General features: G+C 64.0%; 14 protein-coding genes. 9 read left to right on the top strand and 5 right to left on the bottom strand.

Going from position 1 to position 17775, the window contains the following annotated elements; genetic code table 11:
• Positions 1–31 precede the first annotated feature (31 nt).
• The 3 genes from GEV06_02455 to GEV06_02445 all read right to left on the bottom strand — a co-directional run bounded on the left by GEV06_02455 (position 32) and on the right by GEV06_02445 (position 4254).
• Positions 32–1132, bottom strand: coding sequence for a glycosyltransferase (locus GEV06_02455; protein MPZ16768.1), 1101 nt, complete (start codon positions 1130–1132; stop codon positions 32–34).
• Between the two features lie 33 nt (positions 1133–1165).
• Positions 1166–1975 carry a glycosyltransferase gene (locus GEV06_02450; GenBank protein MPZ16767.1) on the bottom strand — a complete coding sequence of 270 codons (810 nt, stop codon included), beginning with the start codon at positions 1973–1975 and terminating at the stop codon, positions 1166–1168.
• A 401-nt stretch (positions 1976–2376) separates the two neighbouring features.
• A complete protein-coding gene (locus tag GEV06_02445; GenBank protein ID MPZ16766.1) occupies positions 2377–4254 on the bottom strand; it encodes a hypothetical protein in 1878 nt (625 codons plus the stop codon).
• Between the two features lie 929 nt (positions 4255–5183).
• Between GEV06_02445 and GEV06_02440 the strand changes: the two genes are divergently transcribed.
• From GEV06_02440 to GEV06_02405, 8 genes are read left to right on the top strand one after another with little or no spacing between them, the layout of a single operon-like run.
• A complete protein-coding gene (locus GEV06_02440) occupies positions 5184–7220 on the top strand; it encodes a prolyl oligopeptidase family serine peptidase (GenBank protein MPZ16765.1) in 2037 nt (678 codons plus the stop codon).
• The gene (locus GEV06_02435) at positions 7217–7789 is read left to right on the top strand and encodes an orotate phosphoribosyltransferase (GenBank protein ID MPZ16764.1); all 573 of its coding nucleotides are present in this window, start codon (positions 7217–7219) and stop codon (positions 7787–7789) included. Before GEV06_02440 ends, GEV06_02435 begins: the two co-directional genes overlap by 4 nt.
• 14 nt (positions 7790–7803) lie before the next feature.
• The gene (gene truA, locus GEV06_02430; GenBank protein MPZ16763.1) at positions 7804–8619 is read left to right on the top strand and encodes a tRNA pseudouridine(38-40) synthase TruA; all 816 of its coding nucleotides are present in this window, start codon (positions 7804–7806) and stop codon (positions 8617–8619) included.
• Positions 8620–8638: 19 nt separating this feature from the next.
• Positions 8639–9424, top strand: coding sequence for an isoprenyl transferase (locus GEV06_02425; protein MPZ16762.1), 786 nt, complete (start codon positions 8639–8641; stop codon positions 9422–9424).
• Between the two features lie 56 nt (positions 9425–9480).
• Complete coding sequence (locus GEV06_02420; protein MPZ16761.1) at positions 9481–10311, top strand: CDP-archaeol synthase; 831 nt, start codon at positions 9481–9483, stop codon at positions 10309–10311.
• Positions 10312–10369: 58 nt separating this feature from the next.
• Positions 10370–11554 carry a 1-deoxy-D-xylulose-5-phosphate reductoisomerase gene (locus GEV06_02415; protein MPZ16760.1) on the top strand — a complete coding sequence of 395 codons (1185 nt, stop codon included), beginning with the start codon at positions 10370–10372 and terminating at the stop codon, positions 11552–11554.
• Positions 11555–11614: 60 nt separating this feature from the next.
• Positions 11615–12946 (top strand): RIP metalloprotease RseP, encoded by a 1332-nt coding sequence (gene rseP, locus GEV06_02410; protein ID MPZ16759.1) that lies wholly within the window; start codon positions 11615–11617, stop codon positions 12944–12946.
• A 14-nt stretch (positions 12947–12960) separates the two neighbouring features.
• Complete coding sequence (locus tag GEV06_02405) at positions 12961–13872, top strand: hypothetical protein (GenBank protein ID MPZ16758.1); 912 nt, start codon at positions 12961–12963, stop codon at positions 13870–13872.
• Positions 13873–14183: 311 nt separating this feature from the next.
• Here GEV06_02405 and GEV06_02400 read toward each other — a convergent pair whose 3' ends face one another.
• Positions 14184–15146: a VWA domain-containing protein gene (locus GEV06_02400; GenBank protein ID MPZ16757.1), complete on the bottom strand. Its 963-nt coding sequence runs from the start codon at positions 15144–15146 to the stop codon at positions 14184–14186.
• A gap of 298 nt (positions 15147–15444) precedes the next feature.
• On the opposite strand from GEV06_02400, the gene GEV06_02395 reads away from it, so the two are divergent.
• A complete protein-coding gene (locus GEV06_02395; GenBank protein MPZ16756.1) occupies positions 15445–16077 on the top strand; it encodes an outer membrane beta-barrel protein in 633 nt (210 codons plus the stop codon).
• A 148-nt stretch (positions 16078–16225) separates the two neighbouring features.
• On the opposite strand, the gene GEV06_02390 is transcribed toward GEV06_02395, so the two are convergent.
• On the bottom strand, positions 16226–17767 hold the full coding sequence (locus GEV06_02390; GenBank protein MPZ16755.1) for an ATP-dependent DNA ligase: 1542 nt from the start codon (positions 17765–17767) through the stop codon (positions 16226–16228).
• Positions 17768–17775: the final 8 nt, after the last annotated feature.

Here is a 17775-nt window from a genome sequence, read left to right as displayed (position 1 = left end):
CGATCCGGATACGATGCGTTTGGAGGACCTGCTAACTTGACCCCGACCTGAGCACCTGCCGATACACCTCCAGCGTTTCGAGAACCATACGCTCGGCGGAGAAGCGCCGTCTCACGCGCTCATAACCCCCGGATGCAACCTGTCGCGCCAGCGGCTCGTCGGTGAGGAGCGCGACAATCGCGCGCGCGAGGGCGTCGCCGTCGCGCGGAGGGACGAGCAAGCCCGTCTCGCCATCGACCACCACCTCTGGAATGCCGCCGACGTCGGTCGCAACAATTGGCTTGGCGCAGGCCATCGCGTCGAGCAGCGACGTACCGAGTCCTTCCATGACCGAGCTCATGACGAACAGGTCGCAGGTCTTGAGCAGCGACAGGACATCCGGCCGAAAGCCCGGCAGGAGCACGTGACGCTCGAGGCCGAGCTCGCGGGTCTGGCGCTCGAGCGAAGAGCGGAGCTCGCCTTCACCGAGGATGACGAATCGGACGTCTGGTAACTGACGGAGCACGCGCGCCGCGGCGTCGATGAAGTACCGCTGGCCTTTGTGCGCGGTGAGTGCCGCGACGTTCAGGACGACCGGCGCGCCTCGCGGCAGCCAGAGCTCTTCATGGAGCGACCGTGGCTCTCGGGCGGCGATATGGTCGAGGTCGACGCCCTCGTGCACGGTCACGCAGCGCGCTTCCGGAACGCCTTGTTCAATCAGGAGCTGCCGAATGGCCTCCGACGCGCAGATGAAAAGACGTACCTGGCGATGTTTCCATCGCGAGAACGTGTTCTGCTTCAACAGGAAGTCGACGCGGCGCGATACGACCAAGGCCGGCGCCGGCGTTGCGCGGTGAAACGACAGCGCGAGAGCGGCTGCGGCCACCCCGTGGGGATCGTGCGCATGCACGATGGCGGGCCGCACATCCTTCAGCACTCTGGCGAGGCGCCACCCGGTGGCGAAATCTGCTTCGGCGCGCGGCGCAAGCGGAATCAGGTCTGGCCCTTCCGATGCACGCCGCCGCAGCTCGCCGTCCGGATGCGCGACGAGCACGGTGCGATGATCGAGCGCGCGCAAGCCGAGCACGGTGAGGAGCGCTTGATTCTGGCCGCCCCGCCAGGTCCGCGCCGTGTCAATGTGCAGCGACACCATCTAGTGCTAGATACAGGCCACTAAGCGCGATTGTCACTCTTTCCCTTGGATGTTCGCCTTACGGGGATGAGGACTAGGCATAGGACATTGAACGTCGGGGGCCTGAAGCTCCCAAAGCTTCGCGAATTTCAGCACCACGTACCAGGTGTTCATCAGTGAGATCACGAGACCAGCGCGGCCATCCCTGAAGCCGTGTCGAAGGAGGTAATTTCGCAGAAACGCAGCCGGCGGACGCAGGACGAGATCGCGCAAGCGGGCGCGGTGCCCATCGACCAGCGACTGTTCGGCCCACAGCGTCGTGTAGCGATCGATGGTGGACAGATGGTCGCTGATACTGCGATACGGGTAGTGGCGAAGCTCTCCGGAGAGCAGGGCCACCGGCCCATTCGTAATCAGGCCTTCGTGAACCTTGCGATCCACCCAGCGCGCACGCCGGCGGTCGTACAAACGGGTCTGATAGTCCGGATACCAGTCAGTGGAGTGTATCCAACGCCCAAGGTGCCAACTGAGACGCCGCATCCGGTATGCGACTGCGCTGGGCTCTCCCGCGAGGGTTGCTTGGATGGACGCTGCCAGGGCCGGCGTCACGCGCTCGTCGGAGTCGAGCGTCAGAATCCAGTCGTTCGTTGCCAGCGAGGCAGCGCGGTTCTTCTGCGGACCGAACCCGGGCCAGTCACGGCACAGCACGCGGTCGGTGTAGCGGCGAGCGACCTCGACCGTGTCATCGGTGCTGCCGCCATCGACGACAACGATCTCGTCTACCCAATCGACCACCGATTCGAGGGCACCTGCGAGCTGGTGCCCCTCGTTGAGCGTGATGACCGTAACCGTCAGCTTCGGCACCGGGACAGTTTAAGCCGACCATTCCGCCGAGCGGTGGCTGCAGGTGTGTCGTCGCGACACAAGACTAGCCCACTAGGTCGCGGCCTGGACCGAGCGCTTCGGCGCCCATCTGTGACAAGGTGACCGATAAATACGGGGCGACATTGGCGCTAGAGAACCAATAAACACGGTGTAAATTGACGACGAAATCAATAAAGACGGTGTAAATTGACGACACCTTGGTATGACTAGGGAGGGCCACCTCGCCGAAGCGGCCGTGACGGCGCGCTCGCGCCTTCGCGCTCCGCGCTACGGCGGACGAGTCGGCGAGCGCGCCCTACATTTCCTTTCGCACAACGAACGCTTGGCGGACGATCAGGCACTTTCAGGTCGCACCTCGGGCGACGATGAACCTGGCTTGACTACTGCGGGACGCCATTGCCCGTGAAGTTGCCGTTGCCGCCCGTGCTGCCGGTTCCGCCTCCGAGGTTTCCTCCAACGCTCCCGCTACCCGGCGAGGCGCTGGTGACACCGCCGCCGCCGAAAATGGCCCCCTCCTGTGCAGCCTCGAAGTCTACGAGCGACTTGGCATATGTGATCATGGCCTCCAACTCGTCGAATTGCGCGCCTGACAGATCGCGCTGCCGTTGAATAACCTCGAACTGGTTGATGAGACCCACGGCAAATCTCTTTTGTGCCGCCTCGAGGTTCCTTTCTGCAAGCTCGCGCGCCACGCGGGTTGACTGCACCAGCCTGGTGTTGGTGTTCACTTGGCGGCCAAGGTTGATGATCTCCTGGCGAATGTTGCGCTCGAGATTGCGGATCTCGAGCTGTGCCTGTCGCTGTTGCAATTGTGCCCGTGCGAGGCTCACGTCCTGACTGCTACGCCCAAGGGGATAGCTCAGACTGACGCCCACGGTCCAGGTGGGGAAGTCAAAACCAAAGACGTCGCCCAACGTATCGCTATACGATCTCGTTTCTTCTCCGGTTACGGGACCGGGAAGGCCGCCAGGAGTCTCTTCCCGTATCAGCGCCGTCCCACCAAGTCCCGATGTCGTGTACCCCACGTTGAGATTCAATTCCGGTAACGTCGTGTTCTTCGTATACCGGATATTGACGTCGTTGATCTCCAGTTGCATGCGCGCTTGTCGAAGGTCGGTGCGGTTGGCGAGGGCGTTCTTCGTCGCCGCCTCGATGTCCACCGGTTGCAAGCGAACCGTCGGCTCGTCGGCCGGCTCGAAGTGCATCGCCCAGTAATCGGGCGCAGACGGGTCGAACAGCAATGTCTTGAGGGCGTCTTCCGCCTGTTCGACCTGTGTCTCTGCAGAAATGACGCCGCTCTGGTTCTGCGCGACTTCTGCCTCGGCCTCGATGACCTGAATTGGAGCCATGACGCCCACCTCTACACGCTTTTGGTTCTCGCGGAGTTGCTGTTCGGACACCTCGAGGGTCCGGCGGGCTACCGCTAGATTGCCGCGCGCGTTCACGAAATCCCAGTAGGCGTTCCTCGCGTCCCGCGTCGTCGCGATGATGTTGTCCCGAAGCTGAACGTCCGAAATCTCACGGCCCATGCGGCTCACGATAAGGGACTGGCGCGCGTTGTCGATCCGGAATCCTTGCAGCAGCGGTTGGGTGAAGTTCAGCTGGAGGTCGATGTTCGTGCTCGGGTTCACCTCGTTAAAAGGATTGTTCGTTTCGTTGCGGAAGTTGTTGAAGCCAACGTTGTACCGGGTTCCCCACGGGAGGAGCTGCTCGAATCCAAAATTGCCCGTCAGCGCCTGGCTAGTAGAAATGTCTCCGGAAGACTCGAAGAAGTTTGCTGACGGCTGCTGGTTGTCTCGGTAGGACCAGTCACTCGTGAACCTTGGCGTCCAGCTCGATCGTGCATTGGCAATGTCCAAATCCGACAGCAGCGGATTGAGCCGCACCACCTTGAGGTTCAAGTTGTTCTCCAGCGCGAGCTGCACAGCATCGTCAATCGACAACGAGCGCGCATTTGGATCCGGCGGCTGCGGGGCGCTCGACACAGGCGGCATCGCTACCTGATCCGTTGGCGCCGGAGGTGGCTCGGGCTCGCTCGGCGCCGGCGCAGGAGTTTGAGGCGGCGGAGTCTGTGCTGGTTCCTGCGGGGCAGGTTGGGGAGGATCCTGTGACGCCTGCAGCGCTCCAATGGTCATGGAGGCCGCCGGCGGAGAGACCTGCTCGCCAGAGCGCTCCTGTCCGATAGCGGGCATTGCAAGTCCGGAAACGAGCAGCGCCGTGACGACCAGGCGCGTGATGGCTGTTGACTCTGCACCCATGGTGAGGATCTCCAGTTGTCCACAAAATTCAGGCAGGACGCTTTGCAACTCTCACATTGCAGGAACAGGTGCGCCCGGCAGCGGTCATCTTGCACATGCTGGCCACGTGGCTCGCTGTTCCCTAGCCACCGAGACTCCATGCAAGAGACGAACCCTGGCGTATAGACGGAGAACCAGCCGCGCTGGTTCTCCGTCCCGCCACCTGCGCCGAAGGGGCGTGAGGTCCCGCCGCGTGCCCGCCGCGTGCCCCGCCGCGTGATTGTATACTGGCCTACTGCTAAGCTGCGTGGCCGCTCGAGAATTCCCTCGGCCCGTGACGGTTCCGAGACGCTTCTAGCGCAGCCCGCCGTTGTGAGGGTTCCATGCGATTGGTCGTCCTTTCCCTGCTCCTCGTCGCCTCCATTTCTCCCCTCAGTGGCCGAACGCCCGCGAGGCCGCCCTCCGGGACGAGCACTCAGCAGCCCGCGTCCGCCGCGACGCCGGACCCATCAACGACCTTCGAGCTGAGTGTCGACAGCATCATGCGCGGCCCCGAGCTCGTAGGCTATCCGCCATCCGATCTGCGCTGGTCCGGCGATTCGAAGCGGCTGTACTTCGAATGGCGTGAGCCGGGCGAAGACCGCGCCGATACCTGGATCGTCAACCGGGACGGAAAGGGGCTGCGCAAGCTCAACGACGAGGAACGGAAGTCGGCGCCGCCGCCCGACGCCATCTGGGATCGTGCCCATCGCCGGGCGCTCTTCGTAGACGAGGGCGATATCGCACTGGTCGATACGGTCGAGGGCACCCGCATCGATGTGACGCGGACTTCGGCGCGCGAAGACAACCCACGCTGGGCACGCCGCGAGACGCACGTCACGTTTACCCGCGAGGACTCTCTGTTCCTGGTGCCGGTGACCGGCCGCTCCTCGGGTCTCGTCATTCAGGTGATGGAAGCTGCTCCGAAGAAGAGTGAGCCGCGGACCACCAGGAGCCAGCAATACCTCGAGCGAGAGGAAGCGAAACTGCTGGAGCACGTTCGCGAGGTGGTGCGTCGCGAGAAGGAGGCGGAAGAGCGGCAGAAGCGCCGCGAGCCGCCGCGCCTCGAGCTCGGCGAGCGTCAATCGGTCGAGGACGCTGCACTGGATGCCTCAGAACGATATGCGTACGTGCTGGTGTCGGAGCGGCCAGCGAACGCCGCGACGGCCAACGTTCCCGACTATCTCACCGAATCCGCTTACACGGAGGACATTCGCACGCGCACGAAGGTTGGGGACGCGCAGGAGACGCGCTCGCTGGCGGTGCTCGACCTCCACACGCGAAAGGCCACGTGGGTTCGCTGGCCCGATGCGCCGCCCGAGCAGACGCGCTTGGAGCAGGGCCGGCCTGCTTCGCGAACGGCCGACGCCACCACGCCTGATGCCGCGCCGAGGGCGATCGAAGAGGCGGCCGAAGAGGACGAGCAAGAGGACGGCGTCGTTGCCCAGAAGTCGGCCCAGAAGCCGGCGCCGAAGCCCACCGCAGGACCGGCAGGGACCAGTGCGGCAGCCCCGACGGTGAACTGGCTCGATCTCAGGCTGTCCAACGACAGCCGGCATGCCATCGCTGTCCTTCGATCGAGTGACAACAAGGATCGATGGATCGTTCGGATCATCCCGGAAAGTGGGGCGACGAGGGTGCTCGACCACGAGCACGACGAAGCGTGGGTGCGGCGGGATCAGCGCGTGGGCTGGCTGCCGGATAGCCGCCACATGTATTTCCTTGCCGAGCGTGGCGATTGGAGACATCTCTATCTGGTCGACGCAACCGCAGAGAAGCCAGCCGCCCAGGCCTTGACGGCTGGCCGCTGGGAGGTAGACGAGGTGACGCTGTCGCAGGATGGCGGCCGCTTTTACATCTCGTCGACGCAGGCGGATGCTGGCGAGCGACAGATCTACGCCGTGCCAGCGGCCGGCGGGCAGCCAGCCCGCGTCACCGGGGCCACCGGCCATCACGTTTTCGAGCCGTCACCTGACGGGACGATGGCGGGCATCGTGCACTCGGCTGGCAACAAGCCGCCGGAGGTTTACCTGATGCCGCTCGGTGACACACCGGCCGGCGGCGCAGTGCCCCGCATGATCCAGGTCACGACGAGCACATCAGCGGAGTGGCAGTCGTTTCCTTGGCTCGATCCAAAGATCGTCACGTTCCAGGCGCGCGATGGTGCCCAGGTCCGGGCACGCCTGTATACGCCGGAAATGCTGCGTGCCAGGCGCGACACGAAGCGCCCTGCGGTGATCTTCATCCATGGTGCCGGCTATCTGCAGAACGCCCATCGTTACTGGTCTAGTTATTACCGCGAATACATGTTTCATCATCTGCTCGCATCACGCGGATACGTGGTGCTCGACATCGATTACCGCGGGAGCGCGGGCTATGGCCGCGACTGGCGCACGGCCGTCTATCGCCACATGGGCGCCAAGGATCTCGACGACATCGTGGACGGCGCGAAGTACCTGGTAGAGGAGCACGATGCCGACCCCAAGCGCCTCGGCGTCTACGGCGGCAGCTACGGTGGATTCCTCACGCTCATGGCGATGTTCACGCAACCGGACGTCTTCGCGGCGGGCGCGGCGCTCCGGCCGGTCACCGACTGGGCTCACTACAACCACCGATACACCTCGAACATTCTGAACGTTCCGCAGGAGGACGCGGAAGCGTATGCGCGCAGCTCACCAATCTATTTCGCGGAAGGGCTCGAGGGCGCCTTGCTCATCTGCCACGGGATGGTCGACACCAACGTTCACTTCCAGGACTCGGTCCGCCTTGCCCAGCGGTTGATCGAGCTCGGGAAAGAGAACTGGGAGCTGGCCGTGTATCCCGCCGAAAACCATTCGTTCGAGGAACAGACGAGCTGGGCCGATGAATATCGGCGCATCTTGAAGTTGTTCGAGGAGAATCTGAAGGCCGCGCCATCGGGCGACACACCATCCGATCGCATTCCATGATGACTTCCGAAGCTGTACTCGATCTCTTCCGAGCGTCGGGTGCTCTGCTCGAGGGGCACTTCCGCTTGACCTCCGGGTTGCACAGCACTGGCTACATGCAGTCCGCGCTCGTACTGCAATACCCGCGGCACGCCGAAGCGCTGGGCCAGGCGCTCGCCGCGACCGTGAGCGATCGTGAGGTTGGGGCAGTGCTCTCCCCTGCATTGGGCGGCATCGTAATCGGCCATGAGGTGGCGCGAGCGTTGGATGCCCGCGCCTTGTTCGCCGAGCGCCAAGAGGGCGTCCTGACGCTCAGGCGAGGCTTCGCTCTCTCTTCTGGCAGCCGTGTTCTCGTCGTCGAGGACGTGGTCACGACCGGTGGCTCCACGCGCGAGACGATGCAGGTGGCGCGGGCGGCGGGCGCGGACGTGATCGGCGTGGCTGCAATCATCAAGCGTGGGAAGTCAGTCGATCTCGATGTGCCGTTCCGGGCGCTTGCCGAGGTCCGCTTCCCGGAATATGAGCCGGCCACCTGCCCGCTCTGCGCGCAAGGCATTCCCGCGGTGAAGCCTGGCTCTCGGCAGGCTTGAGAGGCCGCCCCGGGATGCGCACCTTCAAGCTCACGCTCGCCTACGATGGCAGTGGGTTCGCGGGCTGGCAGCGGCAGCTAAACGGCCTCGGTATTCAACAGCTCGTCGAAGAGACCCTTGAAGCGATCGTGCGTCATCCAGTGCGTATCGTCAGCGCGGGACGCACTGATGCGGGCGTGCATGCGCTCGGCCAGGTCGCCAGCGCGTCGCTCGACACGCGCCATGATGCGGACACGATCCAGCGCGCGCTGAACGCCGCATTCCCCGACAGCGTGCGAGTGCTGCGCGTGGAGCCAGTCCCAGATGGCTTCCACGCGCGCCGCGACGCCCGAAGCAAGAGCTACTGCTATCGTCTTCTCTCCGGACGCGGCGCAACACCTTTTGCATCGCGCTATGCGTGGAGCGTGAACGCCGATCTAGACGTCGAAGCCATGGGTGAGGCGTTCGAGACCGTGCGCGGCCGCCATGACTTCTCTGCGTTCGCATCCTCCGGCAGTCGAGTGAAGACGAGGGTCCGTACTGTGAGCGATGTCAGCCTCCGCCGCGCACCGTTCATCGAGCCGTGGATCGGCAGCGTCGCAACATCGAACACAGTTACGCTGCTTGCGGCCGAGATCAGGGCAGACGGGTTTCTCCGCCACATGGTGCGGGCTATTGTCGGCAGTCTCGTGGAGGTCGGTCTCGGCCGGTGGAGGCCGCGCGACTTCGTCGCAGCTCTCGAGTCGCGAGATCGCAGGCACGCCGGGCGCACCGCGCCAGCGCACGGCCTGTTCCTGGTTCGCGTCGAGTACGGACCAAGGACCAAGGACCAAGGACGCCTTGAGGTATGATGGTCGGTCTGAGGATTGGATGGGGCTAGACGCATTATTGGACTGGCTGCCACCCGACTCCCCCGAGGTGGAGCTGGCGCGACGGATTCGTGAAGATCGCCTGCCTGCGCATATCGCCATCATCATGGACGGTAATGGACGCTGGGCTGGTTTGCGCCACCTGCCGCGTGTGGAGGGGCACCGCGCCGGCATCGACGCAGTGCGCGAGGTCGTCGAGACCTCCGCGCGTTTGGGCATCGAGTACCTGACGATGTACGCGTTCTCGGTCGAGAATTGGAAGCGCCCGGCGACCGAGGTCAACACGTTGATGACGCTGCTCAAGCGCTATCTGTGCTCGGAGCTGGACACGCTCATCAAGCACGATATTCGATTCAAGGTCGTTGGTCGGCTCGAGGAGCTGGCACCGGACGTGCGTGATGCCCTGGTCGAGGCGATGGGAAAGACCGCCGAAAGCCACGGCATGCAGCTCAACATTGCCCTGAACTACGGAGGGCGCGCGGAGATCGTCGAGGCCGCAAAGCGTGCGTTTGCCACGGGCATTCGCCCCGACGAGCTCGACGAGCGTGTGTTCAGTAACTTCTTGTACACAGCTGGACAGCCCGATCCGGATCTGCTCATTCGCACCAGCGGCGAGATGCGCGTGAGCAACTTCTTGCTCTGGCAAATAGCCTACGCTGAGATATGGGTGACCGACACGTTGTGGCCGGACTTCTGTCGCCAACACCTGCTCGAAGCAGTTCTCGACTACCAGAAGCGAGATCGTCGATACGGCGGGATTTCGCGAGCGGCGGCGGCGTCACGGTAGTGGAAGTTGTGAGTCGTGAGTTGTGAGTCTCGAGCTCTGAGGGCTGACCGTGACCCTTGATCCCTGATCCCTGCTGCCCCCTGACGCCTAGTGTTGTGATAAGGCTCCTCAGCGCCGTTGTCCTGCTGCCACTCGTTATCGTGACCATTTGGATCTCGTCGGCGGCAACCTTCGTGCTCGCGCTCGTGGTGGTCGCGCTGGCCTTCATCGAGTACGCCGGCCTGGTCGAAGCGCTTGGGGCCGATATCCCGCGGTTGCTGTCGGCTGTCGCGGCGCTCACCGCGTGCGCAGCCGTCGCCTGGCAGGGCGTAGGTGTCGAGGTCTCGCTGCTCGCCGCTGTCGTCGCCGCAGCGAGCGTGCCGGTGGCGCAGGGGCGTGTCGATGGAGGCGTGCTGCGCGACGTAGCGGCGACGCTCTTTCCGGCGCTCTATCTGGGCCTGCCGATCGGTGCGTTGGCGTCGGTGCGTAGTGTCGCCGGCGCTGGGGCGCTGCTGCTGGTTGTCCTCGCCTTGGTGGCGAGTGACTCGATGCAGTACTACGCCGGCCGACTCTTCGGCCGGCGAGCGCTCTCGCCGGCAATTAGCCCAAAGAAGACCCAGGAAGGCGCCATTGCCGGTTGCATCGCCGCGGCCGTCGTGATGCCACTCTTGGGTCATCTGTGGTTGCCCCAGGCGGCGCCATGGTTGCTCGTGCTGGTCGGCCTGCTCGTCGCAGGCATGGGCATTGTCGGTGATCTGTTCGAGTCGGCGCTCAAGCGCGGAGCTGGGGTCAAAGACTCGTCGAGCCTGATTCCCGGGCACGGAGGGATGCTCGACAGAATCGATGGGCTGCTCTTCGCGGGGCCTGTGTACTACCTGGCGTTGCGGCTGGTGCCAGGCATTGTATAGGGATCAGGGGTCAGGGATTAGGCAGGGTCAGGGACAAGGGGCAAAGGGCGAGGCGAGGGTGAAACGAATCGCGATTCTGGGCTCGACCGGGTCGATTGGGTGCAGCGCGCTCTCGGTCGTGGAGGCGCATGCCGATCGGTTGAAGGTGGTCGCTCTTGCCGCCGGCGCGAACGCCGTGATGATGGCGCGGCAGGTCGAGCGCTTTCGGCCCGGCGCGGTTGCCATGGCCACGGCGGACAGCTTGGCCCAGGTGCGTTCCCGTCTGGCAGCGGAGACCGTGACGGGCATCGATTGCTTCGCCCACGGGCCACGCGGCCTGGTCGAGATCGCCACGCAGCCAGACGTCGATATCGTGCTCTGCGCCTCTTCCGGCACCGCCGCGCTCGAGGCGGTCGTGGCCGCGATCCGAGCCGGCAAGACCATTGCCCTGGCCAACAAGGAAGTGCTCGTGATGGCCGGCGCGCTCGTCACGCGGGAGGCCCGCGCGCACGGCGTGCCGATTTTGCCGGTCGATAGCGAGCACAACGCGATCCACCAGTGCCTCCACGGTCGTTCGTCCACTGAGGTGGCTCGCCTCATCCTGACAGCATCGGGGGGCCCATTTCGCGACCGTGCGCTCGGCCGTCTGGCCGATGTCTCGCCGGAGGATGCGCTGAGCCATCCAACCTGGAAGATGGGCCGCAAGATCACGATCGATTCCGCCACGTTGATGAACAAGGGGCTCGAGGTGATCGAGGCCTATTGGCTGTTCGGCGTGCCGACCGGTCGCATCGAGGTTCTCATTCACCCGCAGTCGGTCGTGCACTCCCTCGTGGAGCTGTCGGACGGGTCGGTAATCGCGCAGCTCGGTGTCACCGACATGAGGCTGCCGATTCAGTACGCGTTCTCCTGGCCCGAGCGCTGGCAAAGCCCGGTGCCGCGGCTCGATCTGTCTACCTGTGGCAGCCTAGAGTTCGAAGCGCCGGATCACGCACGTTTTCCATGCCTCGGTCTCGCGTATGCGGCGCTCAGCGCGGGCGGCACGCAGCCGGTCGTGCTCAATGCGGCCAACGAAGTAGCGGTAGCGTCTTTTCTGAGTAGGCGCGTGCCGTTTCCGGCCATCCCGCGGCTGGTCGAGCAGGCCCTGGACCGGCACGCCCGCCTGTCGTGCGGGGGGGGCGCCAGCCTGGAGGCCATCCGAGAAGCGGACGCATGGGCGCGACGGTTCACCCGCGAGAGCGTCGCCGGCGGGCTTGAGACTTGATGCGCGCCCCGGCACAATAGCGGGAGGGCGCCTCGCCGAGGCGTCGCTTAGAAGGGGTTATTGCTTGTGACCTTCACCGGTATCCTGGCTTTCTTGTTCGTCCTCGGCGTTGTCGTATTCGTCCACGAGCTGGGGCACTTCCTCGTTGCACGTTGGCATGGCGTACGGGTGTTAACCTTCTCGCTCGGCTTCGGCCCAAAGCTTGTGCACATGCGCCGGGGTGACACCGACTACTGCATCAGCGCCATTCCTCTTGGCGGGTACGTGAAGATGGCGGGGGAGTCGCTCGACGATCCCGGGAGCGGGCGGTCAGACGAGTACCTGTCGAAGACCCGCTGGCAGCGCTTTCAGATACTCCTCGCTGGCGCCGCGATGAATTTCGTGCTCGCGATTGTCGTGATGGCCGGTGTGCTGTGGCAAGGAGCGCAGGTCCCGCTCTACGAGGAGCAGCCCCCAGTGGTTGGACGCGTGGCCCCTGACTCACCCGCGGCGCGTGCCGGTATCAGTCCCGGCGACCGCATCGTCAGCATCGACGGTAACGCCGTGCCCACGTGGTACGACCTGCAGATGGCGGTGCTGCCGCGCGCCGAGGAGGCGCTGCAGGTCGTGTTCGTACGGGACGGCGTCGAGCGCACGCTGACGCTGACGCCGAAGGCGTCCGGCGACTTCAAGGCGGGCGACCTTGGTGTGAGCCCGGATGTGCACCCTCAGTTCGGGCGGGTCGATCCAGGATCGGTTGCGGAAAAGGCTGGCTTGCGTGACGGTGACGTTATTCTTGGCGTGAACGGCAAGGAGCTGGGGATCAACGACCTCGTGGGCTTCATCAATAAACACGCGAACAAGCAGATCACCTTGAGCGTCAGACGTGGCTCAGAGGTGCTGAAGATAGACGTGACGCCGGAGCTCAAGAATGGCGTCGGGCTGATTGGTGTGACGAATCTCACGCCGATGGAGGTTCGCAACATCGAGCCAGGGTTCTTCCAGGCCATCGGCATGAGCGTTCAACAGAACCTCGAGTGGGGGGGCCTGATATTCAGACTCCTCGGCGGTCTCTTCACGCGGCAGACATCGCTCGATCAGCTCGCGGGCCCGATCGGCATCGCACAGTTCTCGGGAACGGCAGCGGAAGCCGGGGCACTGTCGTTGTTCACGTTCCTGGCGATGATCAGTCTCAACCTGGGTGTGATCAACCTCCTGCCCATCCCCGTCCTGGACGGTGGAAACATCTTCATCATGGCGCTCGAGGGTCTCGCCCGGCGTGACTTCAGCGTCGCGGTCAAGGAGCGGGTGATGCTTGCTGGCGTCCTGGTCATCCTCCTCTTGATGGTGACAGTCTTCTACAACGATCTGATCCGAATTGGTTGGCTCGGTCGCATCATGCCTGGAAACTAACTGGAGAAATGCTCATGAACAGAATAGTGATTCGATCGACGTTCGTTGGATGCGCCGCGCTGCTCGCGGTTACAGCGATGCCGGCATTTGCTGCCGTGAAGTCGAGCGCCGCTATCAGCACATCGCCGATGCAGACCGCCGGCGCCGAGGATATCGATGATCTGCACCGTCGTGCCAAGGAGCTCAGTGCAGCCGTTGAAGACCTGCGCAGCCGTGATGCGGCGCGCGCCGATGCGCTGCAAGGCGAGCTCGAGACGTTGCAAGACGAGATCACCTATCTGCGCGTCAAGCTCCAGAAGGAAGGGAACCTATCTGAGAAGGAGGTCGGGGCTGTTCGCGATCGCGTCGCGGATCTCGAGCTTCGCACGAAAGGACAGCAGGTGACCGCTGAGCCCGCCGAGTCCGGCCGGCCGCGGACGATTCCCGTAGGCCAGGAGATCGACGTTCGACTGCAGAACCGTTTGAGCTCAGAGACCGCGCAGGTCGAGGATCGCTTCGAGGGCACGACGCTCGTCGATCTGTCGCACGGCGATGAGCTGCTCATTCCGGCAGGGGCCGTCCTCGGTGGCGTGGTCAGCGCAGTCGACCGTGCGACGCGCACCGACCGCACGGGGAGGCTGACATTGGCGTTCGACACTCTGACCATCGACGATCAGACCTACAAGATCCGAGCGACCGTGACCGACGCGCTGGAGAGCAAGGGGTTGAAAGGTGAGGCGGGACGCGCCACCGCCGGCGGCGTGGCTGGCGCAATCATTGGCGGGATCCTCGGGGGCGGAAAGGGAGCGCTCGCTGGCCTCGTCATTGGTGGTGGGGGCGCGATTCTGGCAACGCCGGGTAAGGACGTCTCGCTCGATGTCGGCACCATGCTCCGTGCCCGGTTCGATAGCCCGGTGACCCTCGAGCCAGCCCCGCCAAACCCGTAATTTCGTCCCAACAACCTCGTTGAAGTGAACCTCTCGCACCCGCGTCTCGTCTGAAAACATAACCGCCTTCGCCGGTCGGGTCCCGCTGGGACCCGACAAACCGGCGCTGGCCAGCGGCCGGGGCGAATAGCCCGCCGCCAACGATTCGTATTTGCCTCTTTTTAGACGGCTTGCGCTTGTCGCCGTCGACGCGGTGAGCGTACTTCGGGGGCACCAATGATCGAACCAACCTTCTCCAGTACTGCGGAGCTAGCTGTAGGCATTCTGCTGGCGACAGCCGTGCTTCTCGTCTTCTTCGTCTAGGCCCTATCTCACTGTGTTTTTGTTGGTTGGGCTGACGCGACGTAGCTTCGGCGTGTCCGGGCACGTAGACCGCGGCGCTTCAGTTTCACCTCGAGCTCGTGCACCTCATCGTCGAAGACCTCGGGAGTGAAGCCCAACACGTACTGCGTGTGGAGCTCCTGCACAACACGGGTGAACGCCGAACCGAGCTCATCCCTCTTCTCGAGGTGGAAGAACCCGCCGCCGCTCTCCTCCGCCAGGCCGCGAAGGCCGCGGTCTGGCGATGTGCGAATGCGGCGGCCGTCTACGACGAGCTCACTATCGAGCCCAATCGCGTACACGATGATGCCGGTCGCGCGCGTTCGCTCGAGGACATCGCCGCGGGATCGGCGGCTGTCAGTGTCGTCGCCATCGGTGAACACGACGATGACGCGGCGCTCGTCGAGCGGCTCGAGCGCATCGAGACCGAAGTCCACGGCGTCCCAGAGACGCGTGGGGTTCCCGAAGTCGACATGATCGAGCGATCGAATGAGCGCGTCCCGATCGTTTGTGAACTCGCTCGTGAACTCGATCTTGTCGTTGAAGTAGCCGACGCGGGCGAGGTCGTCCGGCAGCATCCGAATCACGAACTGCTCGGTCGCATTTTTCAGGAGCTCGGTGAGCAGTGCCATGCTGAGGCTCGTGTCGAGCATGACCGTCGCGGTGAACGGCGTGACGTCGCTCCGAAACAGCGTCAGCTCCTGCTTCTTGTCATTGTCGTACACCTCGAAGTCCTGCTGCGTCAGACCAGGCACGAGGCGTCCATCCCCATCCGTCACGGTGACGTACAGAGGCACGGTGGCAACGCTACTCTTGAATGCCGGGGTTTGAGCGAGCAGCAGCGAGCCCGGAAGGAGGGCCACGCCAATGAGGACCGCGAGCCCCACCAGCGTCTCTCGCCCTCGCGCCGCTCTGCTCGAAGGCACCGCTCGTGCTACCAACGCGTCGCGCATCGACTCAGCCTAGCATGAGAGGCCAGCGTCCCGCTGGCTGCCCAAGCGTTTTGCATTTAGCGAGGATGTAACGTATAGTCTTAATTCCCTGCGCTTTCGTGCGGCCGGCTCGGCTGTGCGATTGCGCACCTCCAGCTCAGGTCGATGCAGCGTCTCAGCTCTTACGCTGCAACGTGATTTTTCCCTCCTGGCGCGCCTGAGCTTTTCATCGGCTGACCCGTGGCTACGCGAGCCGTGGGTGGTCGAATACAGAACTAGTGTCCGGTAATGGTTGAGCCTCGGACAAACCCAGGTAGGGATGAGAGCGTTCACTAATCGGCAATTGTTCTTGCTTTCATTCGCCGGCCGCCGTTGTTCACGCGACCGGCACGTTCAGACACCTCACGAAGGAGGCGAAGGAATGCGACGAATTCTCGGGATTCTTTTTGGTCTAGGACTACTGATTGTGGTGCCGTCGGCCGCCCAAGCACAGGATGTGACATACGTGACGCCGTTCCTCGGCATCTCGGATGATGGCGACTCGAGCGCCGTCACGCTTGGAGGGTCCGGGCTGTTCCTGTCGGGGCCCATCGGTATCGAGGCCGACTTCGGCTGGATTCACAGCGGTGCGGATGACGATGATCCGTTCGACGTGAGCGCAGACGTTGTCACCTTGATGGGCGGCGCGATGTACGTGTTCGAAACTCCCACCATCGTCGAGCCATACGCGGGTGGTGGCATTGGTCTCATTCGTCTATCGCAGGATAGCGTCAATGGCTCGGACTCGTTCAATTCGTTCGGGTTCAACATCGGTGGAGGTGCGAATTTCTTCTGGTCACCAACGATGGGCGCACGCGCCGACTTGCGCTACTTCCGCGCAGCGAGCGGCGACCTGAGTGACATCGATTTCGACTTCGTTCGCTTCACCGGCGGCGTAACCTTTAAGTTCTAAGGGATCAAGGGATCAAGGGATCAAGGGATCAAGGGACCAAGGGGTCTAGGACACAGGTCAGCGTTGGTAGGGCGCGTTCGCCGGACGCGCCGTCCGGGCGCCTCGGCGAGATAACGGCCGCCTCGGCGAGGCGGCCCTACCTGGACCCCTAGATCCCGAGATCCCTAGCCCCTACTTTGCGAACAGCCTCGAGAGTGTCGGCTTGCTCGACCGGCTTATCCGGTCGGTACCGCTTGACGCGTGCAAAGCGCAGGGCCACGCCACCTGGATATTGAGGACTCTTCTGCACGCCGTTGAACGCGATCTCGACGACGAGCTCGGGGCGTACATAAACAGTCCATTGGTCACGCGTTATCTCGAGGCCGAGGAGCTTTTCGGTCTGCCACACCAGCATCGCGTCGGTCATACCCTTGAAGGTTTTTCCAAGCATGATGTAGCTGCCGGTCGCCGGGTCGCGCGCGCCCAAGTGCAAGTTGGACAGCCACCCCTGCCGCCGCCCGTGGCCCCATTCGGCCGCGAGCACGACGAGGTCGAGCGTCTGCGCCGCTTTGATCTTCAGCCATCCATAACCCCGACGTCCCGCCTCGTATGGCGAGCCGAGCGCCTTCGCCATGAGTCCCTCATGGCCGCGCGCCAGCGCCTCGTCCAGGAAGCCACGTGCGATGTTGGGATCGTCGGTCACCATGTAAGGCACGACGGCCTGTGTGTCCGCGATCGCGCGCAGTGCACGTGCGCGCTCCGCCGACGGTTCGTCGAGAAGGTCTTCGCCATCGAGGTGGAGCAGGTCGAAGAAGAACGGCGACAGCGGCAGCTCGCCACGCAAGCGGTCGACGTTCAACTTCCGCCCGAATCGCCGCATCGTCACTTGAAACGGCTCCGGCGTGCCGTCTGGCCTGAGGACGAGAACCTCTCCATCGAGCAGTAGCTGGCGCGCAGGCAATGCGCGAACTGCCTCGACCAGCTCCGGGACCGCCGGCGTGACGTCGTTCAAGCGCCGGGAGAACACGCGGACCTCATCATCCACGCGATGCACCTGTACACGCGCGCCATCGAGCTTCCACTCGAGGCCGGCTTCACCCAGGCGCGCGAATGCCTCGTCGACACTGTCGGCTGGTTGCGCCAACATGGGCTGTAGCGGCCGCAGCAATTGAAGCGAGAACCGCGAGAGACCCGAACGCCCCTCGGCCAGCACGGCACGGGATACCGTGTGCAGATCGCCGGCCACGAGAAGCGCGCGCCGCACGGCCCCAGGATCCACGTCCGCGGCCCTTGCGAGCGCTTCTTCCATGACGCCAGCGAGTGCCCCTTGCCTCAGCTCGCCCAGAATCAAACGGGTGAGGAAATCCTGCTCGGAGGGGCTGGCGCGAGCAAAGAGCCTGCCGAGCTGACCGGCGCGCTCGGTTGTCGAGCCTCGCCCAGTCGTGCGCGCAAGCTGCGCCAACGCGTGATCTACTTCCAGCAGTGTCAAGCTCGAAGTGCCGGCGGCACCTCCCGCGCGGGCGTCGCGAACGGCGGCCCAGCCGAGGCCAATACGGCCTTGTCGGAGTCGGCCAGAGAGATAGGCGACCGCGATGTCGATCTCTTCCGGGAGCAACCGGCGCAGGAGGTCGGCGAGGTGCGCGATCTTCTCCGAGCGTGCCCGAGTGGCCGCAACCCGCGCGGAAGCCTGCATCACGTCGGCGAGCAGCATCTGACGTT

Origin of the sequence: Luteitalea sp., assembly GCA_009377605.1 — a bacterium.
GTDB lineage: Bacteria > Acidobacteriota > Vicinamibacteria > Vicinamibacterales > Vicinamibacteraceae > WHTT01.
This window is presented reverse-complemented; position numbering and strand designations above follow the sequence as displayed.